The following is a 25,398-nucleotide window of genomic DNA, read 5'->3' on the forward strand; positions in this document are numbered from 1 at the left end:
GGTCTTGCTCTCCTTTACGCCTTGAATGTCCAGCACTTGACCGTGGTCGGCCGGGGTTGTGAAACGGGGTTGCGATGGTTGAAGGCGGCGCGTACGGCGCTGTGCACGGCCTTGTTGCTGTCGAGAAATTTGCGCGATCGAGACTCCTTGAGCAGGTCGCGCAACGTGGCCACGTCAGCCAGCTTCTGTTTGTGTTCGGCGGCGCGCTCGCAGAATTCGTTGAGGTTGATGGCGATCACGGCCGGGTCACTGCTGTGGTCGACCACAGGGTCCTCACTCAAGGATTCGAGGTAGTCGTAGACCTCCCAGAATTCGGCGACGGCCGGATGGTCGGAACTGATCGAGGCCTGGCGCTCGATCGCCATACGGACGATTTGCCGTTGCGTGGCGGCGACTTGCGGATCACTCAATTTCAGCACCAGGCGCAGCCCGTCCAGCAGCGAGAGCAGTTGTGCGTGGTTCTTGCTGATCCGCTCCACTCGGATATAGCCGCGAAGGTCATAACCACAACTGCAGCAGTTGCCTTGGTCGCTGACATAGGCCGTACTGCAGGCAAAACAATGCGTGTGCAGGCGGCGCAGTTTCGCTTCGTGTTCGGGCATGCGCTGGGCGAACAGATCGAGCACCGCGGACTCCTTGCCTACGGCGCGCAACAGAAAGTGGCTGAGGCTGCCGCCGTCCAGTGCGTTCAAATGGTCAGCGGCCGCACGGCTTTCCGGGGTGACGGTCGGGCGCACAAAGTGCAGTTTGACGATGCGCGTCATGATCGCTTCGTGAGCCACCACGGCGGCGTTCTGGCTGATGGCGATCGTTCCCCGAAAGGGCGGTTCATACGTCTCGTTGCCCGCTGTCTTGACGCCTTTGGTGGCCAGCGTGCCGCCGCCGTAGAAGTCTTTCAGCTCATCCCATTCAAAGGTTTTTGCGTGTGCCCGATCGTCGCTGTGACGATCGGCCTCAAGAAACACAACCGGCATGCCGGACACCTGGCCCATCAGGCGCGAGCGTCCGGCCTTGGTCGATTTCATCGGGTCGAAACCTTCATAGCCTTCGCGTCCGAGCAGTTTCCACAGCAGATTGAGCAGGGTGGTTTTGCCGGCACCGGCTTCTCCGGTGGCTTCCAAAAACGGGAAGGACTGGTAACGCGCGCGGATCTGTTCGCAGAACAACGAGCCGAAAAAGAACACCAGCGCGACGAAGCCCTGGGCGCCGAAGCAGGTCCACAGCAACCGCGCCCACTGCTCGTTGAAGTCTTTGCCGTCTCGCTGCAGCTTGATCGGGACGCCTTTCTGCAGGGTTTTTAGGCGCAGCTTGCCGAACTCGAAATAGTCTTCGCTGTTGACCTTGTAGGTGGTGCCGTCCTTGATTGCGATATCGCCATAGACGTAGCAGGCGTATTCCTTGCTGTAGCCGACATAGTCGATGGTCGACACGGTTTTGATGCCGAACAGCTGGTCCTTCATCAGCTTGTCGAGCTGCTGACCACTGCCCGTGAACATGGCGCCGGCGGCCATGCCGAGCAGGCGTTTTTTGAATTCACTGGCGGCGGACAGCTGGCCGCTGGTGAAGGTGTTTTTCACGCTTTCGGAGTCGTGCGGGAAGTCCACGCGCAGGTAATACCAGGACTCGTCGGTGACTTCGTTGCGCTGGAAGTACAAGGCTTGCGGGTAGCAGTTGGCAATCTCCACGACGCTGCCGGATTGCTGCAGCGCCTTCTCGCGCTGTTGCGCCTGGTTGAGCAACTGGTCGTCGTGGTTCTCGCTGTCCTCGATGTCGGACATGGCCCGGTTGAATTTCTCCATGTCCAACTTGAACCAGTACAGACGGCTGCCAAAGCCCAGGTGAAATTCCCCGCGCTTGTTCCAGTCGTACATGAGCAAGGCCTTTTCCGCTGCGCTTTCTGCCAGCAGCAGGGCGCCCAGGTGGCGGGCCTGTTTGAGGTCCGTAGCGATCTGGTCGGCGCGCTTGGTGTCGTCCTGAATGAAGCTCCAGCGCTGGTGCAGGTCGTTCCAATCAGACTTGCGGCCGTCACGTTGCGGGATCTGTGCTGACTCGCAGACGAAACCCAGGGCACGGGCTTCGCGGACCCAGCGCCGAGTGTAGGCGTTGGCGCTCGGTTCGTTGTCCAGCGCCCAGACCAACTTGGGCACCTTGCCGCCCTCACGGGTTTTGATCAGGGCCTTGAGCGAGTCGCCAGGGAATGCGTTGGACGACATGGCCGATACGGCCGCGATGTCGTTGTGCACCAGAGCGATGGCGTCAAAGATCCCCTCGACAATCCAGATTTCCTTGACCTCAAGCAGGTCGACGCAAGGGGGGCACCACCAGACGCCGCGATAGCTGTCCTTGGACTTGAAGCGCGCTTTCATCTTGCCGAAACGGTGCGGCTGATCGATCAGCCGTTCCCACCAGCCGCCTTTTTCCAGGGCGAAGCGCACCGTGGCGCTGCCCGCATTGTGTTCGGGCGAGTAGAAACTTTCCTGCGTGAACCATCCCTGGATCAGCTCAAATCGAAAGCCCCGGGCAAACTCCAGATAAGCCCGTGCAGTGGCGTTAGGGTGCTGGTCCGTCGCCGGCGCTCGCTTGCTCCAGTCCTCAAACAAATCGTCGTACAGCTCTTTTACGTGCAGGGTGTGGCCGCACTTTTCCGGACGACCACAGATCACCATCCATGGCGTATCGAATCGGGAATACAGCTCCTTTTTCTTGCACTTGGGGCAAGTGCCGCCGCGCATGTAATCGGTGCCCTTGCGGTGCGTCAGTCCGAAGTCGGATTGAAGGCGGAGCAACACGTCGTCGCGGAGATCTTCTTTCATGATTACTTCACTGCTTTGAGGCTGAGGGAGAGGGCGGCCATCAGGCGTTTCTGGGCGGCCATCACCGGCGTTCTTTCGAGGATCGAGCTGTGCCGTTTTTCTTGCGGGACATACCGGTATTCATCCGCGTACCAGTAGTCGTTGAGGCTCAAGCGGTACTGCTCACGCATCGCAGCCAGAAGTGCTTCGGCCTCTGCAGGTGGCAGCTGGGTGGTCAGAATTACGGCGTTTCCCATCTTGAAACCTCGATTTCGGGCGCAGCTCACCCAAACCCACGGAGTGCGGGGCAGGCGTTTGTTTGAGGGGTGGTGTTACAAGTTGGCTAAGCGAAAGCGGCCAAGGTCCGGCGCGTTGATGATTCGCTCATAGATGAGGCTGACCGGTACGGCCCATTGTCGGCCGGTCACCGGATCAACGATCACGGTGTGCGTCGACGTGCTGCTCTGGATGTTCAGGCGTTGCCGATCGCGAACGGCGACCATGGTGGTGCCTGCCAGGTGAACGATCTTTTCAGCGACCTGCGTTTGCACGTCGTAGTCTGCAACCAGGTGTTGAACAGCTCGGCTGAACAGTTGCTGATCGTCGCTCAGATGTTCGCAGTGGTGACGCTCAAGAAACGCCAGCGCGGCGCTCTGCAGGACATCCTGGTATTCCGGTACTGCAGACAAATTATTCATTGAGCCTTTCCTGCGCGATAGAGAGCGATGGCAGCCAGCACTTCTGCGTGCCTTGCTGCTACGTGGAGGTTATGCGCGTCCATGATGAATTCGGCTTCTTCATCACTGATCGAACCGTCTTCAAGAGCAGCGGCAATTGCTTGATCAACACAACCTCGCTTTGCAGAAACCTGCACGGAGCGCTTGTAAAGTTCGACGTTGTCGAGCGTTTCAGGATCGGCCACCGGTACGAACAGTCCCCCATACATCGAAGCGACGTAAGTGGGGAAGTGTTGAGTTCCACAGTCCTGCTCGAGCATGAAAATCTGTAAGTCGCTGAGGGGACTGCAACCGGCATTCTCATAGGCATGGTTGTCGAACTTTTTGAGCTTAAGACCCAAGCGCGCAGCAGCGGCTTCGCGTCCGCCGGTGTAACTGCGGATGATCTCGCTCATGACTTCTTTGCGGGTGTCTAGGATTGGACTTTTCAACTTCTACTTTTCCCTGTTGAGCGCCGCGATTACTGTTCAATTACGCCGTCTTTGATGCCTAGCAGCACGGCGGCGCGATGTGCCTCCCCTCGGCGACCTTTGATCCGACCGTTCAAAAGGTCGCTGACCAAATTTTTGTTCAGCCCATGCTTGCGACTGAACTCCGCGATACTTAGTCCCTTTCGATCGAGAGCCGCGCGGGCTTGCTCGTGCGTAATGGTGGCGGGCATAGTGTTCCCTCTGTTCATTTGTGTTTGTTCGCGTTTGTCTGTGGTGATTCTTGGTCAAAAAAATGATCAAGTCAATGGTGGTGACTAAAAAAATGCTCATAGCGGATCGAGTAGGTGAACGCCTCAGGGAAGAGCGCGAGCGCTTGGGGTTAAATCAAACAGAGTTTGGAGTCCTACTTGGAGTCAGTAGGGGAACGCAAAAGAACTACGAACTGGGAGCCAGCTCCCTAGACCTTCGTTATGTCACGGCCCTGGAAGAGAAGGGGGTCGATGCGGCTTACGTGCTTACGGGACATCGTGCAACACCATTGGGCCAACTTTTTAGCCCCTCGGAAGAACAGATGATCATGCAATTCAGGTCGATCCCTGATGATGATCAGAAGGCGATTCGTCGTTTCCTTGAAGCGATGGCAGACGACGCCGCCCGGCAACGGTCTTAACTCGCAACATTCCCGTACAGTCATTGGGGTATCTCTTATTCCAATGCAGTTACGCACACTCCATAAAGTCCGTTCAGCAATGCACTTTATGGAGTAGTTAGCATGTTGGATCGCAAGAAGAACGATCACATCAACCTCGAACACGCCGGGTCGGAAACTGCCGTACTCACGGACATCGAGCGTCGACTGATCGATCTGTATCGCCGGCTGAGCCGCGTTGAACAGCAACAGGTTCGCCGTGTGGCCGAGATACTGGCAATCAACCCAAAGGAGAAAGTAGGGGGCTGACCGTCATTCTTTGAATGATCCCGATCGCCGGCGCTATAGCGTTGGCGGTTTGTAGCTACGCCACCGCCTGCGATCCCAACTGCTCGAAAAGCTCCCGCTGCTTCGCCCTGGGCATTTCCCGCAAACGATCGATCAACATCCGCTCGAATGTCTGCGATGACGGACTGAGCGTGTGCGAGAACGTCAGATTCGCCACCCATGTGTGCCCGCACTTTGCGTCCAGGCACTGGCAGTACAGTTTTACAAAGGCTCTGGTTACCTCTTCCCGCGAGGCAATCCGGCCCTTGTGTCCGCAATTGCATACAACTCTCATTGTGTCCCTCCCCAGGGGCAGCTGATCGCCACCATATTGCCATAATCTGTAGTGGCTTTCTCTCTGCGTGGCTTTTCATGTAGTTGTATCCACTGCTTCAGGTGCGGGTTTCCAGCTAAAGCGCCTGTCTTCTCGCAGCTTGTCATTCAGTTGGTTGAACAACTGGCAGATCGGCCGGATCTCGTTGCTGGTGTATACGCGATCGATCTTTTCGATGTCTCCGAAACCACCGGTGTTTTCCGGGATGATGCCGGCCAGTGCCGGGTTCATGCGCCAGGCGGCGATAACGTCGTTTCGGGTGATGTTCTTCACCTTCTCCAGTTCGTCTTTCGCCTGGAAGTCACCCACGGGGATGATCTGGATCGCGTTTTCTTTGCCGTTGGGGATGTTGACGAACATCGAGCGGAAGTTGCCCACGCCCTTGCTGGCACTGATCTGTGCGCGCAGCTCGTCTTCGTCCTCCTCGGTCAGATCAGGATCGTTGGTGTAGAAGATGTAACCGGCGTGCGCGCCGTTGCTGTAGTACCGACGGCGGAAGAGGGTGGCCGCCTCATTGAGCAGCAGCGCCTGCAGACCGCCCAAGTAATCCGGGATCCCGTAAATATTCTGTTCCACGTCGTAGTCCAGGACGTGGGAGATCTCGTGTTGTTCGAACTCCATTTCCTTGTTGTCGGGCAGCAGCATTACGAAGCCGCCGTCGACCTTTACTCGCATGTTGATGGCGGGCAGGTGCTGCAGCTCCAGCACTTGGCCGAACGCATTGGTGTCGTTGTAGAAATACGATTCGCCAAACACCATGTAGTCCAGCCCAGCGCGTCCCATCGTCTCCGTGCTGCAGCCTGCCGAGGGGATGAACTCACGCAACAGCAGGTTGCGTTTGAATTTTGGAATGGCGCCGTGGTGCGCGTTGGCGCGCAGCAGCTTGGCCAGACCAGCCCGTGACACCGGCGGCTTGTAGATCTTGCCGTCGTCGCTGGGGAACACGCCCACGTACTCGCCGATGTTGCCGGACAGCACCTGTTCCGGTTCCCCGAAGGTAAATGAGCGCATGGGCTGCTGCGGTGGTTGGGCTACGTGTTGTTTTCTGCGTTTGCGGTTGGCCATAGCTGGTCTGGTTACTCGTGACGTAGCGGCTACGACGCCGCTTGTTGGTGTTCAAAGGTTCGTTGGCCAAGGCGTGCATAACCGCCCAGGCGATGTCGGCGTGGCCGGTGGCGTCGGTGCGCGAGGCGCTGTAGGTGATCTGGCCGCTGTTGGTGGCGCCGCGCTTGATGGTCAGGAATGCCTGCGCGATGTCCGTCCAGCCGGCGTCCCACTCGATGCGACTGCCTTGGATCGTGTCCTGGGCTTTCAGCACTAGGGCGTTTTTCGCCTCAAGGCTGTAGTGAATTGGCGTCGCTTTGGCGTAGAAGTCGCGCACCAGGTCGAACACGCCGTAACCCACTCCGGTGACGTCAATGCCGATGTGCTGGACGTTGAAGCGCTCGGTCAGCTTCTTGACCTGTGCGGCCTGATAGGTGAACGAGTGGCCCCGCCAGCTGTGCTTCTCCAGAATGCGGAACTTCGCCCCGGGTTCGAGTGGCGGCGCGATGACCACGCAGGTGGCGTCGTCGCGGGTGCGGCTCGGGTCGTAGCCCAGCCAGACCGGACTGTTGCCGAACGGCCGATCCAGCTCTGCGTTGTAGTCCTCCCACAACGACAGATCCGAGTAGCAACGCTCCAGATCCTTGAGGCTGAATGCGCTTTGCGTACTGTCGATGAATTTGCAGTAGAACAGCTGCTGAAATTTGTCTTCGTCGTACTCCAGCTGCAGCTGCTCCAGGTCGAACAGATCGCAGCCGCCGGCGATCGCGTCGTCCAGGGTGATCGTCTTGCGCCACTGGCCGTCCGGACACAGCGCGCCCTGCGTGTAGGCCGCTTCGCTGGGCCACACACCGCCGGCCTTCTTGCCGCGTTTGCTGTTGCGGAATTCCTCGCCCGACCAGAATGGATACGCCTGGTGCGACACGGCGCTGGGCGTTGAGAAATAGGTTTTGCGCCATTTCTTGTGTGTGCCCATGGCGCTGGCCACGGTGCTGAGTTTTTCGAAGTCACGGATCCAGAAATATTCGTCCACGTAGACGTGGCCGTGGTAGCCCTGGGCGGTGCTGCTGTTGGTGCTGAGAAAGCGCAGTTCCGCGCCGTTGCTGAGGGTGATCGGGTTACCCGTAAGCTCGATGCCGAACCACTGCTGTGCAAACTGGATGATGTAGCTGCGGAAAATCTCGGACTGCGATCGGCTGGCCGACAGAAACACCTGGTTGTCACCGCTCAGCACGGCGTCCATGAACGCTTCGCCGGCGAAGTAGTAAGTCAGACCGACCTGACGGCTTTTGAGGATGTTTCGGACACGGCGAGTCAGTGGGTTCTGTTTCGCCTCGAACAGCTCTTTCTGGTAGCCGTACATTTTCGAGATGAATTTATCGAGGAAGTCCACTTCGGTCAGGCCGCTAACGTCGTTCTTGGCCCTCTTTTCGCGCTTCTTACCGCTGCTTTCGCCTCGTTCACGGCGTTGACCAGGCTTGCGTTCGCGAGGCTCGTCCGGTGCGTCCGACGGCGCCGCCTGCGCAGGTTTGCCCGCAAGTTTTTTCAGCCGCTCAAGTAGGCCCGTCAGTCGCTCCAGTTCGTCCAGTTCGGCTTTCGTCAGCGGATCGATCTTTTCCAGGATCAGGGTGATTCGGCGGTTAACCGCGCTCAACGGTTCTTCATCCGTCAGCATCTCGTCCCAGCCGCCTTGGCGGATCCAGTAATAGACGATTCGAATGTTGGGCAGCTTCAAATGCGCCTGTATTTCCTTCACCGAACAGCGGCGCAGGTAGAGGCGTTTTGCGGCTTCTTTAACTTCGGTCGGGTAGTTCATGGGCCGCAGTCTATGCGGCGAAAACCCCGGAAACGCGGGGTTAAATGCTGCGATCCGCCTATCTCCCGAAAATAGGAGAACTCTGAATTTCAACCGTTTGTTTGGCGGTAATCGGCTCCCTATCGTGGCGGCTCATTCAGCGATTGAGCGCAGTTACCACTCATGCCCCGTTCCCTTGTCTCCTACTGGAAACGTGTCGCCACCAGCGGCCCGACCATTGATGGCCGCGACATCCTTCCCCAGGAACTGCGCGACATCGCCGAGACCTACACCCCGGCCAAATACACCGCTGTGATCTGGTGTGACCACGAACGCTGGACAGGGTCGCACGGCACCGTATTTGCCGTGCGCCTGGTGGAAGAGGGCGACGATCTGGAACCGGGGCAAATTGCCTTGGAAGCGCAGCTGAAACCAAACGACCGCCTTCTGTACCTCAACGACCAGGGCCAGAAGCTGTTCACCAGCATTGAGATCACCCCAAATTTCGCGGGCACCGGCAAGGCCTATTTGACCGGCCTCGCCGTGACCGACGAGCCGGCCAGCCTCGGCACCCAAGAGCTGTATTTCTCCCAGCGAACCAGCCGCGCCGCGTATTACGCCGCTTCGCTGGAACTCGGCCCGCTGCCCGTGACCAAGAACACGACTGAGACCGAGCCGCCGGGCGAGATCGGACGTCTCGCTACGATGTTCACCCGCTTGTTCAAGTGTTTCGGCATTGAAGACACCCCCACCGAAACCACTCCGCAAACCCCAACCGAGAGCAAACCCCCAATGGATGAAGCTACTGCAACGGCCCTCAAAGCCCTGCTGGCCCAGCTGCTGGTCGTCGCCGCTGGCATTCAGGCCGTGATCGAGCCTGCCGCTGAAGACGCACCAGAACCCGATCAAGCCCCGATCGACGACGTAACTGCGGCCGTAGACGATATCGTCACGACTGCAGAGGCTGAGCGCGAATTTCAGCGTACCGGTGGCGGGAACAAGGCCTTGCTGGCAGCGTTCACCACGCTGCAAAAAGAGTTCACCGCACTGAAAAACACTACCAATGGTCGTCAGCTGCCACGCTCCACCGGTGCCGCCGACAAATCCAAAGTGCGGGTGCTCTGACATGGCTCGTTCCCTGAGCGCCTACGGCGCCAAGATGTACGCCGAAATGCAGCTGGCGATCGCCGAGACCTACGGTGTCGCGCTGTCCAGCAAGATGTTTTCCGTTGAACCGTCGATCGCCCAGGAGCTGAACGACGCAATCACGGCAAAAGCGGACTTCCTGCAGCGCATCAACGTCATTCCGGTGACCGAGATCAAGGGCGAGAAGGTGTTTATCGGCGTGTCCGGCCCAGTCACGGGCCGCACCAACACCAAAACCACCGATCGCGAAGCGAAAGACGCTTCCGAGCTGGACAACTCCACCTACGAACTCTCGTCCACCGAGTCGGACGTGGGTCTGCCGTACGCAAAAATCGACGCCTGGGCCAAATTCCCGGACTTCCACCAGCGCTATTCCGCTGCAGTGCAGAAGCAGATCGCCCTCGATCGCATCATGGTCGGTTTCCACGGTGTGAAAGCGGCTGCGCAGACTGATATCGCTGCTTACCCGATGCTGCAGGACGTGAACAAAGGCTGGCTGCAGCAACTGCGCGAGCAAGCGCCGCAGCAGGTGCTCAAGGAAGGCAAAGCCGCCGGCAAAGTCACCTTGGGGGTGGACGGTGATTACGCCAACCTTGACGCCCTGGTGCATGACACCAAGCAAATGGTGGACGAGCGTCTGCGCGACGGTGGTGACCTGGTCGCGATCATCGGTTCCGACCTGTTGGCGGCCGATAAGGCGAAGTTGTACGCCAAGCAAGGCGACGTGCCGACCGAGAAAGAGCGCATCGAAGATGCCCAGGTGATCGCCACCTACGGCGGTTTGCCAAGCTTCAGCGTGCCGTTCTTCCCAGTCAACGCTGTGCTGGTCACTAGCTGGGACAACCTTTCGATCTACTTCCAGGACTCCAGCTGGCGCAAGCAAACCGTGGACAACCCGAAACGCTCCCGCGTCGAGGATTACAACAGCCGCAATGAAGGCTATGTGATCGAGCAGCTGGAGAAAATCGCGCTGACCGAGAACGTGGAGCTGGTGAAGTGAGCCTGGCTCTCGCGCACAAGCGCCGCACTTTGGCTCAAGGAACCGCTGCAGTGATTGCTGCTGCAGCGGCACCGGCGGCGTATTCGCCGGCGGAAGCCCTGAGCAGCCCGGCCAACGCGAAAAAGCACCTGCTGCTGATGGAAGCGTCGCTGGATCAGGATCTGCAGCGCCTGAGCGATATCAAGGGGCTCGCTGGGCGTCAGGCACTCAAGCGCGAGGAGCTGTTGCCCAAGTACCAGGATTTCATTCAGCGCTACAAGGACTCGGGTCTGGTGATGCCGAATCGCGTTCTGGTGCAGGTGATGGTCTGGCTGTTCGACACCGAGCAGTTCGAAGACGGCCTGGCACTCGCGGACTTTGCGATCGGGCAGGGCCAGGAGATGCCCGAGCGGTTTAAGCGCCGCGACGTGCAAACCTTCGTTGCGGACGCCGTGATCGATTGGGCTTACGCCGAATACAACGCGCAACGCAGCCCGGAGCCGTACCTGTCCTATCTGCTGCCGCGTGTCGACGGTGAATGGGAGCTGACCGAACAGATCCCGAGCAAGTACCACAAGTTGATCGGCATGCGCGCCATGGAGGCCGAGCAGTGGGAAACCGCGCTCCAGCATCTGGAACGCTCCACCGAGCTGTACGCGAAAGCCGGCAATGAGACGCGCATTGCGAAGTGCCGCAAGGCGATCGCCAAACAAGCACCCGCCGTGATCGGCGCCCAATAACCGACTACCCCCCCCAGCGGGGAACTGTGGACGTGTGTCTGCCATTCATGGCCAGCCCCACGGAAAACAGTCTCCCCGCCCTATTTGAGCGGCTAGCAATGAGCTTTTCCGGGAACCCGACCACCTTTGTGGAACAGACGATTGAGAACGACGGCTTTTGGCCGAACCTCTCCGTGACCGAGTTCCAGAAGGGCTACCGCCTGCCGGCGGAGTTCCTGGGCACGTTGCTGGTCGACGCCCTGAGTATTGCCATGGCCGAGGTCAATACAGACCTGGCCAAGCTCAAAAACCGCTGGCGGCTCCTCGGCATTGCCAATGTCGAAGCGGCCGAACCGTCGACGCCTGAAAGCGCACTGCGGGTCAGCTTGTACAAGCGCGCCGTGTATTGCCGCGCCAAGGCCAGCGCCTTGCCTCAATTTGCATCGGTTACCCGCCGCGAAAGCGCTGAGAACACCGCCAAGGAAGCGCCCGAGCTTAAAGAAACCTTCTTGGCATTCAGCCAATCCGCCGTTCGTGCCCTGCAAGGCCGTGGCCGAATCACGGCGGCGCTGCTGTGACCAAGTTGCAAGGGTTGACCGCCTACCTACGGGAACGCCATCTGGTCGCGCCTGAACAGCTCGACAGTTTCACCGAGCAGGTGAAGCTCTCGCTGATCTGGAAACCCGACATCGACGGCATGCACTTTGCCGACATGCACTATCGCGCCGCGATTGTCCTGGAGCGTTTCGCCGACCATCCGGCGCGCCTGATGGCTCTGGTTGGGAGTTGGTTGGAAAACCACGACTCCAACCGCGACCACCACGAACTGCCGGCGCCGGAGTTCCTTGTAGAACCGTTGGATAACGACCTCTTCGACGTGGAAATCACGCTGGAGTTTGTCGAGCCGCAGTATCTGGCCGAAGACCCTGCCGGCGAGATCGGCGCCTTCGGTAAGACCTGGGCTTTCGTCCCGTTTGACCTGTGGGTTGCCGAGAACGGCGAGGTGGCCACCGGTGACCGCTAATCCGTGCGACCTCGATGTCAGGGGCTTACTCAACGTCGACGCTCAACTGGCGCTGCTGGAGCTGCCGCCGGTGCTGCGCCGTCGTCTGCTGAACAACGTCACCAAGCGCGTGCGCTCGATGAGCCGCAAGCGTCAGCGCGCCCAGCAAAACGTCGACGGCTCGCCGTTCGCTGAACGCAAGGGATCAGCCAAGGGCAAGAAAAAGATGGAAGCCGGGCTGGCCAAGCTGCTGCAAGTCACGCGAGTCAGTGCCGACGAAGCCGAACTGGGTTGGAAAAACGCGCTGACTCGATGGGTCGCCACGCAGCAGCACAACGGCGCCACCGAGCGGCGCACGGCTGCACAGATGCGCCGCTGGAACACCGTCCCGCCTGGCATCGCTTGCACCGACAAACAGGCGAAACGCCTGCGCCGTTTGGGTTTTCGCGTCCGCCAGAAGGGCAAGAAGACGCCGGCCCGGCCTTCGGTTGCATGGATTCAACAGCATGTGAACTACGCCAAGGCCGGTCTGCTGATCCGCATTCTGAACGATGAGAAAACCGAGACATCTGGCGCGCAAAGTTGGGACATCACCCTGCCAAAACGTCAGTTCCTCGGCGTGGCGACCGGCAATGAAACCCGCGAGCTGGTTAACCAGGTCTTTCAACAAATCCTAACTTCACCCCGTTAACGAGGCACTACATGGCACTCGGTCAAGTCACCGTCGACAACCTCAATCTAGGCCAGGGTGCCGTGACAGAGGTTGAGCGTTACTTTCTTTTCATCGGCCCCGCCGCCAAAAACGTCGGCCAGGTCATCCCGCTGAACACCGACAGCGATCTGGACGCCGCCCTGGGCATCCCGGCGAACGACCTGAAAACCCAGATTACCGCCGCTCGCTTGAACGGTGGCCAGCGCTGGGCCTGCATGGCGGCCCCGATCGGTCCCGAGGGTGATTGGGCAACCGCACTCCAAAAAACTCAGCAACAAGGATTGTCGGTGGAAGCGGTAATCGTCACCAAGCCTGTCGCAAAGGGGGATGAACTGTCGGCCATGCATGACGCGGCCGTTGCCCTCAACAATACCTACGGCCGCCGGGTTTTCTTTCTGGCGAGCAGTGCCGGCATCGCCGTCGACCAGACCTGGGCGCAGTACCTCACCGAGCAAAAAGCGTTGGTAGCGGGTCTGGCAGCGCCGCGCGTTTCACCTGTACCGCAACTGCACGGTAATGACCTGGGCGTGCTGGCTGGCCGCTTGGCCAACTCGGCTGTGAGCATTGCTGATAGCCCGATGCGCGTGGCCACCGGCCCGGTGTTGGGGCTTGGCGACGTGCCTATTGATAGCGAGCTGATTCCGCTGCCGTCCGCTGTACGCAGTGAACTGGATCGGGCGCGGTTTTCTGTCACCCAGACCTACCCCGACTATCCGGGTGTGTACTGGGGTGACTGCAACATGCTGGACACCCCCGGTAGTGACTTTCAGGTCGTGGAATACCTGCGCATCACCGATAAGGCCGCTCGCCTGATCCGTCCGCTGCTGATCCGCCGTGTCGCTGATCGTCGCTTGAACAACACGCCCAACAGCATGGCGGTGAATACCAACCAATTGATGGCGCCACTGCGAGCCATGGCGAAGTCCATCAAGTTCAACGGCGAGGTGTTTCCCGGTGACATCGAGCCGCCGAAAGACGGCGACCTGGTGCTGGAGTGGCAGAGCAAAACCAAAGTCGCGGCCTACATCAAGCTCAAACCCCTCAACTGCCCGAAAGACCTCACGGCGAACATTGCCCTGGATCTTTCCACTGACAAAGCGGAGTAACGCCCCATGGCAAAGATTGGCGGCAAGAACTTCGACGTGAGCCTGGGCGATATCGCGCTGCACGTCGAAAGCTGCACCCTGGACATCACCGACAACTCGGCCGTGGCCCAAACCCGGGGCGTGCCTGACGGTTACGTCGACGGCGACGTGGCCGCTGCCGGTGAACTGGAGCTGGATAGCTCCAACTTTGAGTTGCTGATCGACGCGGCGCGATCGGCGGGCAGCTATCGCGAGTTGAAACCGTTCGATGCGGTGTTCTTCGCCAAGGCCGGTGAGGACGAACTGCGTGTGGAGGCGTTCGGCTGCAAGGTGAAGATCTCCAGCCTGTTGTCGATCGACCCGAAGGGTGGCGAGAAGACCAAACACAAGGTGCCGTTCGACGTCACCAGTCCGGACTTTATCCACATCAACGGCGTTCCCTACCTGGCTGCGGCCGAGATCGAGGGGATCCGTTAATGGTGGACTGGTTCGACCGCGCTCAGGAGCTGGAGCAACGCCAACGTGACCAGGCGATCAAGGCCCAGCTACTGACGCCTGTGCCGGTTGGGCCAAGCCTGACCCATTGCGAGGACTGCGACAAAGAGATCCCGCCGGCACGCCGTGCGCTGGGCGGTAAAACGAGATGCGTCCCGTGCCAGACGGGCTTTGAGCAGAGTAAACGCTGATGACGACCGAAACCGTACGCCTCGGAACGCTGGAACAGAGATTCGCGGTGTTCGAACACCGGCTGAGCGAGTTGGAAGACCGCCACGAAACGGTGCCTACCCGCGTGACCAAGTTGGAACAGGGGTTTGAACACATGGCCGGTCAACTGTCGGAACTGAACGCTGGCCAGCAGACCCTGACGGTCGCGGTAAACGACATCGGCGCGAAGGTCGGGCGCTTGCTGACCATTCTCACGGTGGTCGCTTCTGTGCTGCAGATGGTTGTGCCGGCACTGCTGCGGGTGTGGTTTCCATGAGGCTGCGCGGAAGGATTCAGGCCGGTGTGATTGCGCTGGCCAGCGCTCCGTTGGTGATCTTCCTGGGCACTTGGGAGGGCAACGGCCAGAACACCGTCTATGCCGACAAGTTGGCCGGCGGACTGCCCAGCGTCTGCAAGGGCATCACTCGACATACCAGCCCGTTCCCGGTGGTGGTCGGTGATTACTGGTCGCCTGAGCGTTGCGCGGAGGTGGAGCAGCTGGTGATCCGCAAAACCCAGCTGCAGCTCGCCGACTGCATCACCAACCCGAAGGTGGGCCAGAACACCTTCGACGCTCTGACCAGCCATGGCCACAACGTGGGTGTGCCCAGCACTTGCGCCAGTCGGGCGGTGACGTTGATCAATGCCGGCCGCATCGCTGACGGCTGCAGGGCGTTGGCCTGGGCACCGGACGGCAAGACGCCGGTATGGGCTTATGTGACAGACGCGCAGGGCCGCAAGCGCTTCGTTCAAGGCCTGCACAACCGCCGGCTGGCTGAAATGGAACTGTGCCTGAAATGAGTCTTTCCCCGTTGCGTTTGGCGCCTTTCGTGCTGCTGCTCGCCTTGCTGCTGTGGGTGGCTTTTGATCGGGTAACCGATCAGCGCGACGACGCCAGGCGCGAGCGCGACAGCGCGCAATGGGAAGCGAACGGCCTGCGTGAAGCGGCCCGGATCAGCGGCGAGATGCTGGCCGAGCGGGATGCGATCGACCAGCGAAACACCAAGGAATTGACCGATGCACTCACTGAAAACAAGCGCCTGCGCCGCTCTGTTGGCGATGGCACTGGCCGGCTGCATGTCCGCGCCACCTGTCCCGCCGCCGGATCTGTGCCCGCCGCCGCCGGCACCGCCCGCATGGCTGATGCAGGACGCGCCGAACTCGCAGCAGACGCTAGACCGGATTATTTCACCCTCCGAGATCAGCTTGCCTTAAGCCGGCAAATGATCCTCGGACTGCAGCAATACGTCCGTGGCGTGTGCCTGCGATCGCAGGCGCACCAGGACACCACTTTTTCCAACCTCAACAAGAGACCAACACCATGAGCCAACAGAACAACACCGAAATCACCCTGGTAGTCGGCGAAGCGGAATTCACGTTCAGCCTGACCCCGGCTGACGTGACCAAATACTTCAATGCCCTGACCCAGACCAACAAGGTCGCCCCGGGCAACAACCTGCTGATGACCACCGTCAAGCAAGAGGAAAAGGCCACGCTGAAACCGTTGCTGGGCAATCCCGTGATGGTGATGCAGCTCGCCGGCGCGCTGCTTGAGGAGTACGCGCCGAACGTCGAGGTGATCGTAAAAAAGCGCACGAGCACGCTGAGCGCTTAAGCGAAAACGGCTTGGGCCAGCTCATGGCCCTGACGAGCCGCTGGCTACCTGGTGCCGAACCCACGCCCGAGGCGATGGGGACGGCCAAGTGGCTGGAGGACGAATACTGGAAACGCATGGAGTTTGCCGTGGCTAACGGCATCGCTCTTGCGCTGAACGGGTAACGACATTGGCAGACCGTAGCGCCAGCCTGGCTTTCATCCTGAGCCTGACCGACAAGGTCACCGCGCCCCTGGGCAAGGTGAAAATGGGTTTTTCCGAGCTTGCGGATCAGAGCGAACAGCACATCAAGACGATCGGCCTGGGCATGGCCGGCGTGACGGCGGCTGTGGTCGGGATTCGTGAGTCCATGGAACCGGCGCTGGAGGTCAATCGCGCCTTGGGCGACGTCCGATCGCTGGGCGTGGCCGAGGATGCGTTGTCTGCGCTCAATGCCAAGTCGCTGCAGTTCGCCGTCAGCTATGGCGAGAACGCCAAGGATTTTGTGGCCTCGGCTTACCTGATCGAGGGCGCCATTAAGGGACTTGCCGGCAACCAGCTCGCCACGTTCACCAACACCAGTAACTTGCTGGCGAAGGCCACCAAGTCTGACGCCGAAACCATGGGTGAATACGTCGGCACGCTCTACAACCTGCAGAAGTCCCAAGCGGATGCGATGGGGAAGGGCGCGTGGGTGGAAAAACTCGGCGGGCAAACCGCGCTGGCCGTGCAGCTGTTTCGCACGAGCGGCGCCGCGATGAAGGACGCCTTCAAGGAAGCCGGCGCGATCGCCACCACATCGGGCGTCGACCTTGCCGAACAGATGGCCGTGATCGGCACGCTGAGCAGCACCATGGAGGGCGGCGACGCCGGCGGGCGCTACAAAGCGTTTTTCGAGAACATCGGCGCCGCCTCGGAAAAGCTGGGCATGCAGTTCACCGATCAGCAGGGCAAAGTCCTGCCGATGATGACCATTCTGGACAAGCTGCAGGGCAAGTTCGGTGATCTGACCACAGCGTCGGCCGGGGCCAAACTGGTCGAAGCCTTCGGCGGTGAAGGCGCCCAGATAATCGGCGCGCTGGCCAAGGACACCGATCGGCTGCGCAACGGCATCGAGCAGTTGGGCAAGGTGCGCGGTCTCGAAAACGCCGAGCAGATGGCCAGGGCCATGGTCGATCCATGGCAACAGTGGGCTTCCCTGGTCGAGGTCATGCGTGTGGTGTTTGGCCAGGTGCTGATCCCGGTACTGACGCCGTTCATGAACAAGATGGTGGACATCGGCAAAACCCTGGTGCGCTGGTCGCAACTGTTTCCCAACATCACCCGGGTGATCGGCATCACTGCACTGACCATCATGGCCATCGTCGGCGCCATGTCGTTGTTGACCGTGGTGGTCGGCGTTGCACGAATGACCTGGTTGGGGCTGGTGTCGGTGTGGAAGGTTGTCCAGTTGCTCAACCTGCGCACGGTCGCCGGCTTCGTCCTGCAGAAACTGGCGATCCTGGCTTACATGGCCGTGATCTACACGCTCAGCGCCGGCCTTGCCCTGGTGCGTGGCGCCATGCTGCTGTGGCAGGGCGCGATCTGGCTGGTCAACGCGGCACTGTTGGCCAACCCGATGGTTTGGGTTGTGGTCGGTGTTCTCGCATTGGTGGCGGTCATTGTCGCGGCGGTTCACTACTGGGACGAATGGACGTCTGCCCTGATGAATACGGCCGCGTTCCAGTTCGTCGCCGACAAGCTCCAGAAGCTGTCCGACTGGTTTAACTCAATGGGCGGTTGGTCAGGCATGGCCAAGGCGGCATGGGACAGCATCGTCGGCATTTTCACCACGGCCGTTAACGGCGTGATCGAGCTGCTGAACAGCATCCCGGGCGTAAACATCGAAGCGCGTTTCGGCGGCATGCCTGAAGTGCCTGGCGTCGATGCCGCGACCAATGCCGCTGACACCGCCAACGCGGCGCAGAAAGCCCAGCAGACCATCAACGCGGCAATCCCCAGCCTTTCGCCGGCGCGCCCTTCAGCGGTGCCGACCGGTGGCTTGCTGACCAGCATCCAGAACAACAACAGCAGCCAGAGCAAGGGCACGCATGTGGAGAACGTGAACATTCACACGGGCAAGGCGATGACCCCGTTGGAGATGGAAAACATGGTCGCCATGGCGGTCGGCGGATGAGCGAATACATAGACCTGTTGATCGTCGACAACGACCTGGCACTGGATCCGTCACACCAGCCGTTGCTCATCGATGACCGCGCCTGCATCGCCCAGGACATCGCTCACATGATCCGCGACAGCGGGTTGTTGGTGACGCTGGTCGCTGAGCGCGATCGGCTGCGGCAGCGCGACTGCATCCAGCAACTGGAACTGCTGGTCGAGAACGATCAGCGCCTGGTGCCCGGTACGGCACGCATCACCCAGCAGGAACCGGGCGTGTACCTGGTCACTGCGAAAACCCTGAAATTCGGTTCGATTGAGGTAAGTCTGTGAGCCAGGTCGATTTTAAAAAGGTGATCGCCGACGCCGGCATCCCGACCACCGAGGCCGGTTTGAAGGCCGCGTGGGAAAAGGAGGTTGAAGCCCAAGGCGCGAAGGTGGCCAACACCAGCAGTTATTCGCCGTTCTGGCGGGTGATGACTGCGCTGGTGACCAAACCGGTGTTGTGGCTGCTGGACTTTCTGTGTCTGTCAGTGCTGCCGAACTTCTTTGTGAAAACGGCGGTGGACGCCTGGCTGGACATGCTCGCTTGGGCGGTCAACGTCGAGCGTAAAGGCGCGACCAAAGCCCAAGGCAAATTGCTGTTTACCCGGGCCGTGCCGGACGGCGTGCTGGAGCTGGAAAAAGGCATTGTGGTGCAGTCAGCGGCCATCAACGGCAACGTCTACAAACTGATCACCACGGCGCCGGCGATATTCGCAGCAGGCCAGCTGCAGCTGGAAGTGCCGGTGGAGGCGATCGAGTCCGGCAGTGGCTTCAACCTCGCCCCGGGTTACTACGCGATCTTGCCGGTGCCCATCCCCGGCATTGTCCAGGTGGTGAACAAGGACGGTTGGCTGGAATCACCAGGTGCGGATCCGGAACCGAACGACCAGCTGCGTTTGCGTGTGCGCAATCAGTTCTCGGCGGTGAACCAGTGGCACACCGACGCGGTGTATCGCGCCATGATCTCGGCCTTCCCGGGCGTACGTCCGGACGGCGTCTATTTCGAACACGGCGCACCGCGTGGGCCGGGCAGTGCGAACGCCTATGTGCTGTTTGACGCGGGTGTGCCGGCGGCCAGTTACCTGGAAAAGATCAACGCGCATATCCGCGACCAAGGCAACCATGGCCACGGCGATGATCTGCTGGCCATGGTCATGCCGGAAACTCTCTCCAGCATGGTCGTGAACGTCTGGCCGTTCCCGAATCAGACGCCAGAGCAGAAAGCCACACTGAAGCAGGAGGTGGAATTCTTTGTGCGTGCTGCCTTTCGCGAAAGCACCCCCCGCGACTACCAGCCCACGCTGACTTATCCGCAAGCGCGATTCAGCAAAAGCCGCCTCTGCACCGAGCTGCACGAACAATTCCCAAACATTGAAGCCGTGAAAATCACGCCGATGGTGGATGCGGTGAATGGTCTGTCTATTCCTCGACTGGAGAACCTGACGGTGGTGATTCAGTGATCAAGATCAAATTGCCGTTCTGGCTTGAAGGCACAGAGCTTTCAAAGCTGGTCAGTGCTGCACAGGCGTGGTGGGAAACCGTCACCGGCTGGCTGCGCTGGCCCTATTCGCAGATCGATCCCGACACCTGCCACATGAGCATTCTTGAACTGTGGGCCTGGCAGCGCGACGTGACGCGCTTTCAAGGTGAACCGGAATCCCTGTTCCGACTGCGGGTGAAATACGCCTTTATCAACTCCGTCGACGCCGGCAGCACCGCCGGCCTCAAGCGCATATTCATGCGCCTTGGCGTGGGTTACGTCGAGATCGAGGAGCGCCAGCCCGACCGGGATTGGGACGTCGTACTGCTGAAGTTCAGCAACGCTCAGTTGTCGCTGAACCCTGAACTGTTGCGTGTGCTGATTCAGCAATACGGCCGCACCTGTCGCCGTTATGACTTCGTGACCATCACCCCCGTGGGGCTGCAAATCGCCCTGATCGACTTCAACGACGACCAGCAAACGCTGGTTGCCAGCCTGTAGGAGCGCACCGTGAGCGCCAGTATTACTTTGGCCGGCGAAAGCCAAATCGCCCTGAAACAAGGTCAACAAAAACCGCTGACCATCACGCGGTTTATCTTCGCCAACGTGCCCGACCTGAACCCTGAAATTCCGGTCGACCGCGCTGCCGGCAAACCGCCGGCGGGGCAGATTGTCCACGTCTACGACATCCCCAAAGAAAACGCCGGATTCGTGAATCCCAACCAGGTCGTGTACAGCGCCCAGTTGGGGTCGGATATCGGCGACTGGGACTTTAACTGGGTCGGCCTTGAGGATGCGGACGGCCTGCTGTTCGCCGTCTCCTATGTCCCGCTGCAGCAGAAGCGCAAGAACATCCCACCGCAGCAGATCGGCAACAACGTCACCCGAAACTTTCTGGTGGCCTATGACGGTGCCATGCAACTGACCGGCATCACGATTGATGCCAGCACCTGGCAGCATGACTTCACCGTGCGCCTTGCCGGCGTCGATGAGCGTGAGCGGCTGAGCAATCGCGAGCTGTACGGGCGCGCCTGTTTTTTCGGTAACTCGCTGGCATTCGGCAAGAGCGAAAACGGGTTTCAGTTGGGCGCGGGTACTGCCTACATTGAAGGCATCCGCGTTTTGCTGGCGAAGCCTTTGCCGTTCACCGGCGTTATTCCTGCTGGAAAAATCTCACTCGACGTCTGCCTGGAACGGCAGTTGAACGATCGGGTAGCGACGTGGAAAGTCGTCTATGGCGAACAGGCCGACTACACCGACGCCGCCGGCGTGCGCCATTACTGCGTTCCGATCGCCCATTACACGTCCCCGACCGCGTTCTGGGACGAGCGTCAGCCCGAGCCAATCGCTGGGCCACTCGTTCAACACTTCGCTGCGCGTGAGGGTGATTACGCGAATCTGCGCGCCAGGGGCACGACAAAAGAGGACGTGGATCTGGGCAACCTGCCCAACGCGAAAAGCGATGATCCGGACACGAACAGCAGCCAAATCTTGGCGACGACCGCAGCCCTAAACAAACTCAAAACGCAAGTCGGCGATACCTTGAGTGGCATGGTGGCGGCGTTCGCCATCAGCTGGGCGCCGGCGGGATGGCTGAAGTGCAACGGGGCGGCGGTGTCACGCACAACTTACGCACGCCTCTTTTCATGGCTCGGAACGCTTTACGGCGCGGGTGACGGATCAACCACGTTCAACTTGCCAGACATGCGCGGCCTGTTTCCCCGAGGTTGGGACGATGGACGCGGCGTGGATCCCGGTCGGGGTTTCGGATCGTTTCAGGACATGGCTCTTCATTTGCACGCTCACACAGCCTCGGCCGCTGCTGTAGGTGATCACTTGCACACCGCCTGGACAGATGCGCAAGGCAACCACGTCCACAGCGCCTGGACTGATGCCCAGGGTAACCATGACCACGGGTTCCGAACTGTCGATAACGGTGCCGGCGTGAACGTTGGTTACCCAGCAGGCGGCAGTGTCTGGACGGAGCTTGAGATTGGTGGCGGGAAGAATGCCGACGGGCGACCGATGCGAACCGACTACCAGGGCAACCATGCACACAACGTCGGCATCGGCGCCGCTGGCCAGCACGCGCACAACGTTGGTGTCAGTGGCGGCGGTGCCCACACCCACGCCGTGACCGTCGCCGCCAACGGCGGTACCGAAACCCGGCCGAAGAACATGGCCCTTCTTTTCTGCATCAAGTATTGAGATCGAGCATGACGGACAAACTCGTTTATCAGACCGACCATCTAGGCATCTTCATCGGTGCAGTGGAGGCCGACGAATCGCCGCTGGAGCCGGGCGTTTATCTGATCCCCGGTGGCTGCGTGGAGACGGCGCCCCCTGCGATTCCGGAACACAAAGCCGCGTGGTGGAACGGCAAAGCCTGGCAGCTTGTGGATTACCTCGGCGGCGTCATGGTTTACAGCACCGAGACCGGAGAACCGCTAACGCTGAAAGGCTTCGAACCGGTGCCGTCCGGCTACACCATGCAAAAGCCCGGGCCGAATCAGATCTGGAAAGACGGCCAATGGGTCGACGACATTGAGGCTGTGCTGGCTGCTCTGCGGGACAAGAAACTGCAAACGATCGCCACCGACTGCACGGCCTTCATCGCCGGTGGCTTCAATTCCAGCGCCTTGGGCGAACCGTACCGCTACAGCAGTGCGATTGATGACCAGGTGAATTTAAACGGCCAGGTGCTGCTGGGCCTGGATGACGTCTACCCGTGTTATGACGCCGCCCAGATGCTGGCCTTCCGGCCGCATACCATCGCCCAGTTGCAGAAAGTCAGCCTTGACCTGGTGCGCTTCCGGCAGGCAGCACAGCAGCACGCCGAGACACTGCGCCAGGCTGTGGCAAAGGCGCAGAAAGACAAAGATCTGAAGGCCATGAAAGCCATCACCTGGACGCCGCCGGCATGAGCTGGGCACCGGTGACGATGCGCTGGCCAGAGCAGGCCACGCAATGGATGGGCGAACTGTCAGCCGCCAAGGATCTGGCTGGCGGAGAGCTGGCCAGCACCGCCCAGCGCCTGGCCGGACTGAGCGGGTTGGCCAATACCAGCCCGGGGCCGGTCGGTGATGCCGCAAAAGGCGCGATCAAGGCCGGACGCGCAGCGCTGGCCGAGCAGTTGGGCCAGGTGCCGGCGTGTCTGGTTGTGACACCGTTTCAAAGGGGCGTTGGCCAAGGTGCGGGCTATCAGCGCTTTCTGTCAGCGCCCAACGCGCTGGAGCATCTCGCCAAGAAGCTGGAAGACGCCAGCGACAGCGGGCGTCCGACTGGGCCGCAATACGCGCTGTCGATCCTGTTCCTGGGCACGCGCCTGGAACAGCTGGCCAGCGGCTTGGCGCGATTCAATGCACTGCTGCCGATTCCTGACCTGGTGCGCACCGAGCGCCGGGCGCAACACCTGCTGAAGCTGGAAAGCGAAAAGTGGGAGATCCCCGGCGCCGGGCCGCTGCCGCGCTGGCAGGGTTTGCCGCTGGAACGTTGCACAGTGGTCAAAGCTGCCAAACAGTCCATGGCCGGCCAACTGGCGGTGCTGGAGGGCTACGCGGCCGACAGCTCGCCGTTGGCCGATCTGGCGGCGCTGGCAGCGCGCAAGAGTGCCCAGCAGCAGGGACGGGATAAACAATTGGCTGACCTGAAAAAGCTTTTGGCTGGGGGAAACCCTGACGTCAGCATGCGCGCGCGGATGATCGGCCCGGGCACCGCTGGCGAATTGCGCCGCGAACTGTTGGCCGGCGACGCCCCGGGCCACGAATGGATTCAGTGCGCCGGCCTGTTGTTGGTCGGCAGCAAAGAAGGGCTGAGTTTTGTCCAGGAGCTGGTGGGCCTATGACGCTGCTACTCGACGGGCAAAAAGTCCAAGGCAAGAACGTCAAGGTCACGGCCAATCTACGCATCGAGAGCGGCGACATGTCCGGCCAGACCAGCAACACCGACAAGGCCCACAAGGGCTTTAAGCCCAAGACGCTGGCCGTCTCGCTGATGATTCCCTTTGTGGATAAAACCCAACTGACAGATCTGATGCGCATGGCTGAAACCACGGCCAGCGGCGGGCAATTGCACCTGTACCGGATCGTGAACGACACGGCGGAAGCCTTCGGCGTGCGTCAGGTGGAATTCTCCGACGGCGTCAGCGCCCGGGAAGCGGACACCCTGAAGGCCTGGCTTGTGCAATTCACGCTAAGCGAGCGCGAATCGAACCCGGAGAAAGTCGAAGGCCGGCGCGCCGGCAACAAGGTAGACGCTCAAGGCGCCCCGGGTAGCCCGGTCGGTGACGGCGGTGCCGGCAACGGTGAAGGGACCAGCGACAACCCCGCGCTGAGCGGCTTCGAAAAGGTGCTGGGACGTGTGGATAAGTGGCTGGGCGGGAGTGAGCCGACGTGAAGCTGCACAAGATACTTTCCATCAACGGCGCCCCCATCGCTCTCATCAAGGAGGACGTCAGGCTGGACGCTACCAGCCCCGGCCGGGCGAACTTCACCGTTCAATCCTCTGTGCCGCTGAAAGGGCTGGTGACGCTGGATATCGGCTACAACGAGGGCACGCTGCAACGGCACTTCATTGGCTACATCGAGCGCTGCACGGCCGCCAATGCGGTCGAACAGGTGCTGTTTTGCCGTGAGCTGGCCGCCGTGCTGGCCAACCCGTTGCCGTTGAACTTGCGTCATGTGGATCTGCGCGGCGTGCTGGCCCAGGTCAGCGAACAGACCGGGCTGCGCTTTCGTGTCCCCGATCGGCCTTATGCCAGCGTGAAGGCGCCGTATTTCTACAGTCTCGCCGCCGGTTACCAGGCGATGGACAGTTTGGCCCGAGTGTTCAGCATTCCCGACTTCACCTGGCACCAGCTGGGCAACGGGGAAGTGTTCGCCGGCAGTTGGGCTGACAGTTTTTTCGGCGCACGTGCGCCGCTGCAGATTCCCACGGAGCTGTTCGACGGCTACCAGGGCAACCAGAGCGCCATGGTCGCCGCCCTTCCCGGGTTGCGACCAGGTGCAACAATCAACAACGGCGAGCGCATTACCACCGTTGCACTCACCAACGACCAGATGGCCATACGATGGACGACGCAATCCGCCGCTCTGTAGAGCGACAATTTCCCGAACTCACTGGTGGTTACCACCTGCCGCGCTTTGCCCAGGTTACCGCCGTGGCCGACGCGCCGGCGGACGCCGGACTGTGTGACGACTTCCGGCCGCGCTATGCCGTGGACATCGAAGTGCTTGGCCCTGACGATGAACCAGACCCTGCCATGCCGCCGCTCACTGGCGTTCCGTTGCCGCTGCCCACCGGTGGCGAGGAAATGGGCATTTACGCCTTTCCAGAGGAAGGCACGCGGGTCGTGGTGTGCTTCGCCTACGGCCTGCCGAACAAGCCCTACATCCAATCGATCTTGCCGCATGGGCTGAGCATGCCGAAGGTGCCGAAAGGTGATCAGGTGTGGCAACACAGCGCTGCCGCCCAGCAGCGCGTCGATGCCGACGGAAACTGGCTGCGTCAGACCGATGGCAAGATCCGTGACCAGGCGATCGAGCGCGAGGTTGAAGCCCTGGATAACCGCGAGCAGTTCCAGAGTCACACACGGGCGGTGGACGATCATTCAAGCGAAACGGTGGGTGGGGTGAAAACGATCGAAGCGCTGGGCGCGCTCAAGCT

33 protein-coding genes and 1 pseudogene are annotated in these 25,398 nt (G+C 60.5%); 26 read left to right on the forward strand and 8 right to left on the reverse strand.

Features of this window, described 5'->3' with window-relative positions; translation table 11 throughout:
• Nucleotides 1–14: 14 nt before the first annotated feature.
• From JFT86_RS28980 to JFT86_RS29000, 5 genes are all read right to left on the reverse strand, one after another.
• Complete coding sequence (locus tag JFT86_RS28980) at nt 15–2,813, reverse strand: toprim domain-containing protein (protein WP_201239410.1); 2,799 nt, start codon at nt 2,811–2,813, stop codon at nt 15–17.
• Nucleotides 2,814–2,815: 2 nt separating this feature from the next.
• Complete coding sequence (locus tag JFT86_RS28985) at nt 2,816–3,049, reverse strand: hypothetical protein (RefSeq protein WP_064392761.1); 234 nt, start codon at nt 3,047–3,049, stop codon at nt 2,816–2,818.
• 75 nt (nt 3,050–3,124) lie between these two features.
• Entirely contained in the window at nt 3,125–3,490 is a 366-nt protein-coding gene (locus tag JFT86_RS28990) for a hypothetical protein (RefSeq protein ID WP_201234331.1), read from the reverse strand.
• A complete protein-coding gene (locus tag JFT86_RS28995; protein WP_201234330.1) occupies nt 3,487–3,960 on the reverse strand; it encodes a YmfL family putative regulatory protein in 474 nt (157 codons plus the stop codon). The genes JFT86_RS28990 and JFT86_RS28995 overlap by 4 nt, the downstream gene beginning before the upstream one ends.
• Nucleotides 3,961–3,989: 29 nt before the next feature.
• Nucleotides 3,990–4,190 carry a DNA-binding protein gene (locus JFT86_RS29000; protein ID WP_095050509.1) on the reverse strand — a complete coding sequence of 67 codons (201 nt, stop codon included), beginning with the start codon at nt 4,188–4,190 and terminating at the stop codon, nt 3,990–3,992.
• Nucleotides 4,191–4,282: 92 nt separating this feature from the next.
• On the opposite strand from JFT86_RS29000, the gene JFT86_RS29005 reads away from it, so the two are divergent.
• On the forward strand, nt 4,283–4,630 hold the full coding sequence (locus JFT86_RS29005; protein WP_201234723.1) for a helix-turn-helix domain-containing protein: 348 nt from the start codon (nt 4,283–4,285) through the stop codon (nt 4,628–4,630).
• A gap of 102 nt (nt 4,631–4,732) precedes the next feature.
• Entirely contained in the window at nt 4,733–4,918 is a 186-nt protein-coding gene (locus JFT86_RS29010) for a hypothetical protein (protein ID WP_201234329.1), read from the forward strand.
• A gap of 55 nt (nt 4,919–4,973) precedes the next feature.
• Here the strand turns inward: JFT86_RS29010 and JFT86_RS29015 are convergent, their stop codons facing one another.
• The 3 genes from JFT86_RS29015 to JFT86_RS29025 all read right to left on the reverse strand — a co-directional run bounded on the left by JFT86_RS29015 (nt 4,974) and on the right by JFT86_RS29025 (nt 8,130).
• Entirely contained in the window at nt 4,974–5,231 is a 258-nt protein-coding gene (locus JFT86_RS29015; protein WP_064392752.1) for an ogr/Delta-like zinc finger family protein, read from the reverse strand.
• A 75-nt stretch (nt 5,232–5,306) separates the two neighbouring features.
• A complete protein-coding gene (locus JFT86_RS29020) occupies nt 5,307–6,176 on the reverse strand; it encodes a phage portal protein (RefSeq protein ID WP_177409286.1) in 870 nt (289 codons plus the stop codon).
• Nucleotides 6,088–8,130: a terminase family protein gene (locus tag JFT86_RS29025; protein WP_201239411.1), complete on the reverse strand. Its 2,043-nt coding sequence runs from the start codon at nt 8,128–8,130 to the stop codon at nt 6,088–6,090. The genes JFT86_RS29020 and JFT86_RS29025 overlap by 89 nt, the downstream gene beginning before the upstream one ends.
• Nucleotides 8,131–8,292: 162 nt before the next feature.
• Here JFT86_RS29025 and JFT86_RS29030 point away from each other — a divergent pair, with 162 nt between their 5' ends.
• The 24 genes and pseudogenes from JFT86_RS29030 to JFT86_RS29145 all read left to right on the forward strand — a co-directional run.
• Nucleotides 8,293–9,234 (forward strand): GPO family capsid scaffolding protein, encoded by a 942-nt coding sequence (locus JFT86_RS29030; protein WP_201234005.1) that lies wholly within the window; start codon nt 8,293–8,295, stop codon nt 9,232–9,234.
• A 1-nt stretch (nt 9,235) separates the two neighbouring features.
• Complete coding sequence (locus JFT86_RS29035; RefSeq protein WP_201234004.1) at nt 9,236–10,255, forward strand: phage major capsid protein, P2 family; 1,020 nt, start codon at nt 9,236–9,238, stop codon at nt 10,253–10,255.
• Nucleotides 10,252–10,974 carry a phage terminase small subunit gene (gene gpM / locus JFT86_RS29040; RefSeq protein ID WP_201234003.1) on the forward strand — a complete coding sequence of 241 codons (723 nt, stop codon included), beginning with the start codon at nt 10,252–10,254 and terminating at the stop codon, nt 10,972–10,974. The genes JFT86_RS29035 and gpM overlap by 4 nt, the downstream gene beginning before the upstream one ends.
• Before the next feature lie 98 nt (nt 10,975–11,072).
• On the forward strand, nt 11,073–11,531 hold the full coding sequence (locus JFT86_RS29045) for a head completion/stabilization protein (protein WP_201234043.1): 459 nt from the start codon (nt 11,073–11,075) through the stop codon (nt 11,529–11,531).
• Entirely contained in the window at nt 11,528–11,977 is a 450-nt protein-coding gene (locus JFT86_RS29050) for a phage tail protein (RefSeq protein ID WP_201234002.1), read from the forward strand. The genes JFT86_RS29045 and JFT86_RS29050 overlap by 4 nt, the downstream gene beginning before the upstream one ends.
• On the forward strand, nt 11,967–12,647 hold the full coding sequence (locus JFT86_RS29055) for a virion morphogenesis protein (RefSeq protein WP_201234001.1): 681 nt from the start codon (nt 11,967–11,969) through the stop codon (nt 12,645–12,647). Before JFT86_RS29050 ends, JFT86_RS29055 begins: the two co-directional genes overlap by 11 nt.
• Nucleotides 12,648–12,658: 11 nt before the next feature.
• Entirely contained in the window at nt 12,659–13,774 is a 1,116-nt protein-coding gene (locus JFT86_RS29060; protein ID WP_201239412.1) for a DUF2586 domain-containing protein, read from the forward strand.
• A 6-nt stretch (nt 13,775–13,780) separates the two neighbouring features.
• Complete coding sequence (locus JFT86_RS29065; RefSeq protein WP_201234000.1) at nt 13,781–14,230, forward strand: phage protein; 450 nt, start codon at nt 13,781–13,783, stop codon at nt 14,228–14,230.
• Entirely contained in the window at nt 14,230–14,439 is a 210-nt protein-coding gene (locus JFT86_RS29070) for a TraR/DksA family transcriptional regulator (RefSeq protein ID WP_116256721.1), read from the forward strand. Before JFT86_RS29065 ends, JFT86_RS29070 begins: the two co-directional genes overlap by 1 nt.
• The gene (locus JFT86_RS29075) at nt 14,439–14,735 is read left to right on the forward strand and encodes a hypothetical protein (protein ID WP_128615521.1); all 297 of its coding nucleotides are present in this window, start codon (nt 14,439–14,441) and stop codon (nt 14,733–14,735) included. Before JFT86_RS29070 ends, JFT86_RS29075 begins: the two co-directional genes overlap by 1 nt.
• Nucleotides 14,732–15,259, forward strand: coding sequence for a lysozyme (locus JFT86_RS29080; RefSeq protein ID WP_201233999.1), 528 nt, complete (start codon nt 14,732–14,734; stop codon nt 15,257–15,259). The genes JFT86_RS29075 and JFT86_RS29080 overlap by 4 nt, the downstream gene beginning before the upstream one ends.
• Nucleotides 15,256–15,783 carry a lysis system i-spanin subunit Rz gene (locus JFT86_RS29085; RefSeq protein WP_201233998.1) on the forward strand — a complete coding sequence of 176 codons (528 nt, stop codon included), beginning with the start codon at nt 15,256–15,258 and terminating at the stop codon, nt 15,781–15,783. The genes JFT86_RS29080 and JFT86_RS29085 overlap by 4 nt, the downstream gene beginning before the upstream one ends.
• Nucleotides 15,780–16,073: a putative phage tail assembly chaperone gene (locus JFT86_RS29090; protein WP_201239413.1), complete on the forward strand. Its 294-nt coding sequence runs from the start codon at nt 15,780–15,782 to the stop codon at nt 16,071–16,073. Before JFT86_RS29085 ends, JFT86_RS29090 begins: the two co-directional genes overlap by 4 nt.
• 11 nt (nt 16,074–16,084) lie before the next feature.
• Complete coding sequence (locus JFT86_RS29095) at nt 16,085–16,237, forward strand: hypothetical protein (protein WP_158277045.1); 153 nt, start codon at nt 16,085–16,087, stop codon at nt 16,235–16,237.
• 5 nt (nt 16,238–16,242) lie between these two features.
• On the forward strand, nt 16,243–18,228 hold the full coding sequence (locus JFT86_RS29100) for a phage tail tape measure protein (RefSeq protein ID WP_201233997.1): 1,986 nt from the start codon (nt 16,243–16,245) through the stop codon (nt 18,226–18,228).
• Nucleotides 18,225–18,542 (forward strand): DUF2590 family protein, encoded by a 318-nt coding sequence (locus JFT86_RS29105; protein WP_201233996.1) that lies wholly within the window; start codon nt 18,225–18,227, stop codon nt 18,540–18,542. The genes JFT86_RS29100 and JFT86_RS29105 overlap by 4 nt, the downstream gene beginning before the upstream one ends.
• Nucleotides 18,539–19,714: a baseplate J/gp47 family protein gene (locus JFT86_RS29110; protein ID WP_201233995.1), complete on the forward strand. Its 1,176-nt coding sequence runs from the start codon at nt 18,539–18,541 to the stop codon at nt 19,712–19,714. The genes JFT86_RS29105 and JFT86_RS29110 overlap by 4 nt, the downstream gene beginning before the upstream one ends.
• Complete coding sequence (locus JFT86_RS29115; protein ID WP_128615526.1) at nt 19,711–20,235, forward strand: phage tail protein; 525 nt, start codon at nt 19,711–19,713, stop codon at nt 20,233–20,235. The genes JFT86_RS29110 and JFT86_RS29115 overlap by 4 nt, the downstream gene beginning before the upstream one ends.
• Nucleotides 20,236–20,244: 9 nt before the next feature.
• Nucleotides 20,245–21,942 (forward strand): phage tail protein, encoded by a 1,698-nt coding sequence (locus tag JFT86_RS29120; protein WP_201239414.1) that lies wholly within the window; start codon nt 20,245–20,247, stop codon nt 21,940–21,942.
• An 8-nt stretch (nt 21,943–21,950) separates the two neighbouring features.
• Entirely contained in the window at nt 21,951–22,658 is a 708-nt protein-coding gene (locus JFT86_RS29125; protein WP_201233993.1) for a hypothetical protein, read from the forward strand.
• Nucleotides 22,655–23,578, forward strand: coding sequence for a hypothetical protein (locus JFT86_RS29130; protein WP_201234719.1), 924 nt, complete (start codon nt 22,655–22,657; stop codon nt 23,576–23,578). Before JFT86_RS29125 ends, JFT86_RS29130 begins: the two co-directional genes overlap by 4 nt.
• A complete protein-coding gene (locus JFT86_RS29135; RefSeq protein WP_201233991.1) occupies nt 23,575–24,129 on the forward strand; it encodes a DNA-binding protein in 555 nt (184 codons plus the stop codon). Before JFT86_RS29130 ends, JFT86_RS29135 begins: the two co-directional genes overlap by 4 nt.
• Entirely contained in the window at nt 24,126–24,830 is a 705-nt protein-coding gene (locus tag JFT86_RS29140; protein WP_201239415.1) for a hypothetical protein, read from the forward strand. The genes JFT86_RS29135 and JFT86_RS29140 overlap by 4 nt, the downstream gene beginning before the upstream one ends.
• Nucleotides 24,803–25,398, forward strand: a pseudogene (locus JFT86_RS29145) (hypothetical protein); the annotation flags it as partial. The gene JFT86_RS29140 and the pseudogene JFT86_RS29145, both read left to right, overlap by 28 nt.

The organism is Pseudomonas sp. TH06 (assembly GCF_016651305.1).
Classification (GTDB): Bacteria; Pseudomonadota; Gammaproteobacteria; order Pseudomonadales; family Pseudomonadaceae; genus Aquipseudomonas.

Bases quoted from the DNA above. Each gene is read 5' to 3' on its own strand.
- JFT86_RS29130 (WP_201234719.1), top strand. From the start codon at position 22,655: ATGAGCTGGGCACCGGTGACGATGCGCTGGCCAGAGCAGGCCACGCAA.
- JFT86_RS29000 (WP_095050509.1), bottom strand. From the start codon at position 4,190: ATGCCCGCCACCATTACGCACGAGCAAGCCCGCGCGGCTCTCGATCGA.
- JFT86_RS29090 (WP_201239413.1), top strand. From the start codon at position 15,780: ATGAGCCAACAGAACAACACCGAAATCACCCTGGTAGTCGGCGAAGCG.
- JFT86_RS29005 (WP_201234723.1), top strand. From the start codon at position 4,283: ATGCTCATAGCGGATCGAGTAGGTGAACGCCTCAGGGAAGAGCGCGAG.
- JFT86_RS29075 (WP_128615521.1), top strand. From the start codon at position 14,439: ATGACGACCGAAACCGTACGCCTCGGAACGCTGGAACAGAGATTCGCG.
- JFT86_RS29010 (WP_201234329.1), top strand. From the start codon at position 4,733: ATGTTGGATCGCAAGAAGAACGATCACATCAACCTCGAACACGCCGGG.
- JFT86_RS29070 (WP_116256721.1), top strand. From the start codon at position 14,230: ATGGTGGACTGGTTCGACCGCGCTCAGGAGCTGGAGCAACGCCAACGT.
- JFT86_RS29135 (WP_201233991.1), top strand. From the start codon at position 23,575: ATGACGCTGCTACTCGACGGGCAAAAAGTCCAAGGCAAGAACGTCAAG.
- JFT86_RS29025 (WP_201239411.1), bottom strand. From the start codon at position 8,130: ATGAACTACCCGACCGAAGTTAAAGAAGCCGCAAAACGCCTCTACCTG.
- JFT86_RS29065 (WP_201234000.1), top strand. From the start codon at position 13,781: ATGGCAAAGATTGGCGGCAAGAACTTCGACGTGAGCCTGGGCGATATC.
- JFT86_RS28980 (WP_201239410.1), bottom strand. From the start codon at position 2,813: ATGAAAGAAGATCTCCGCGACGACGTGTTGCTCCGCCTTCAATCCGAC.
- JFT86_RS29060 (WP_201239412.1), top strand. From the start codon at position 12,659: ATGGCACTCGGTCAAGTCACCGTCGACAACCTCAATCTAGGCCAGGGT.
- JFT86_RS29035 (WP_201234004.1), top strand. From the start codon at position 9,236: ATGGCTCGTTCCCTGAGCGCCTACGGCGCCAAGATGTACGCCGAAATG.
- JFT86_RS28985 (WP_064392761.1), bottom strand. From the start codon at position 3,049: ATGGGAAACGCCGTAATTCTGACCACCCAGCTGCCACCTGCAGAGGCC.
- JFT86_RS29080 (WP_201233999.1), top strand. From the start codon at position 14,732: ATGAGGCTGCGCGGAAGGATTCAGGCCGGTGTGATTGCGCTGGCCAGC.
- JFT86_RS29085 (WP_201233998.1), top strand. From the start codon at position 15,256: ATGAGTCTTTCCCCGTTGCGTTTGGCGCCTTTCGTGCTGCTGCTCGCC.
- JFT86_RS29105 (WP_201233996.1), top strand. From the start codon at position 18,225: ATGAGCGAATACATAGACCTGTTGATCGTCGACAACGACCTGGCACTG.
- JFT86_RS29045 (WP_201234043.1), top strand. From the start codon at position 11,073: ATGAGCTTTTCCGGGAACCCGACCACCTTTGTGGAACAGACGATTGAG.
- JFT86_RS29125 (WP_201233993.1), top strand. From the start codon at position 21,951: ATGACGGACAAACTCGTTTATCAGACCGACCATCTAGGCATCTTCATC.
- JFT86_RS29030 (WP_201234005.1), top strand. From the start codon at position 8,293: ATGCCCCGTTCCCTTGTCTCCTACTGGAAACGTGTCGCCACCAGCGGC.
- JFT86_RS29015 (WP_064392752.1), bottom strand. From the start codon at position 5,231: ATGAGAGTTGTATGCAATTGCGGACACAAGGGCCGGATTGCCTCGCGG.
- JFT86_RS28990 (WP_201234331.1), bottom strand. From the start codon at position 3,490: ATGAATAATTTGTCTGCAGTACCGGAATACCAGGATGTCCTGCAGAGC.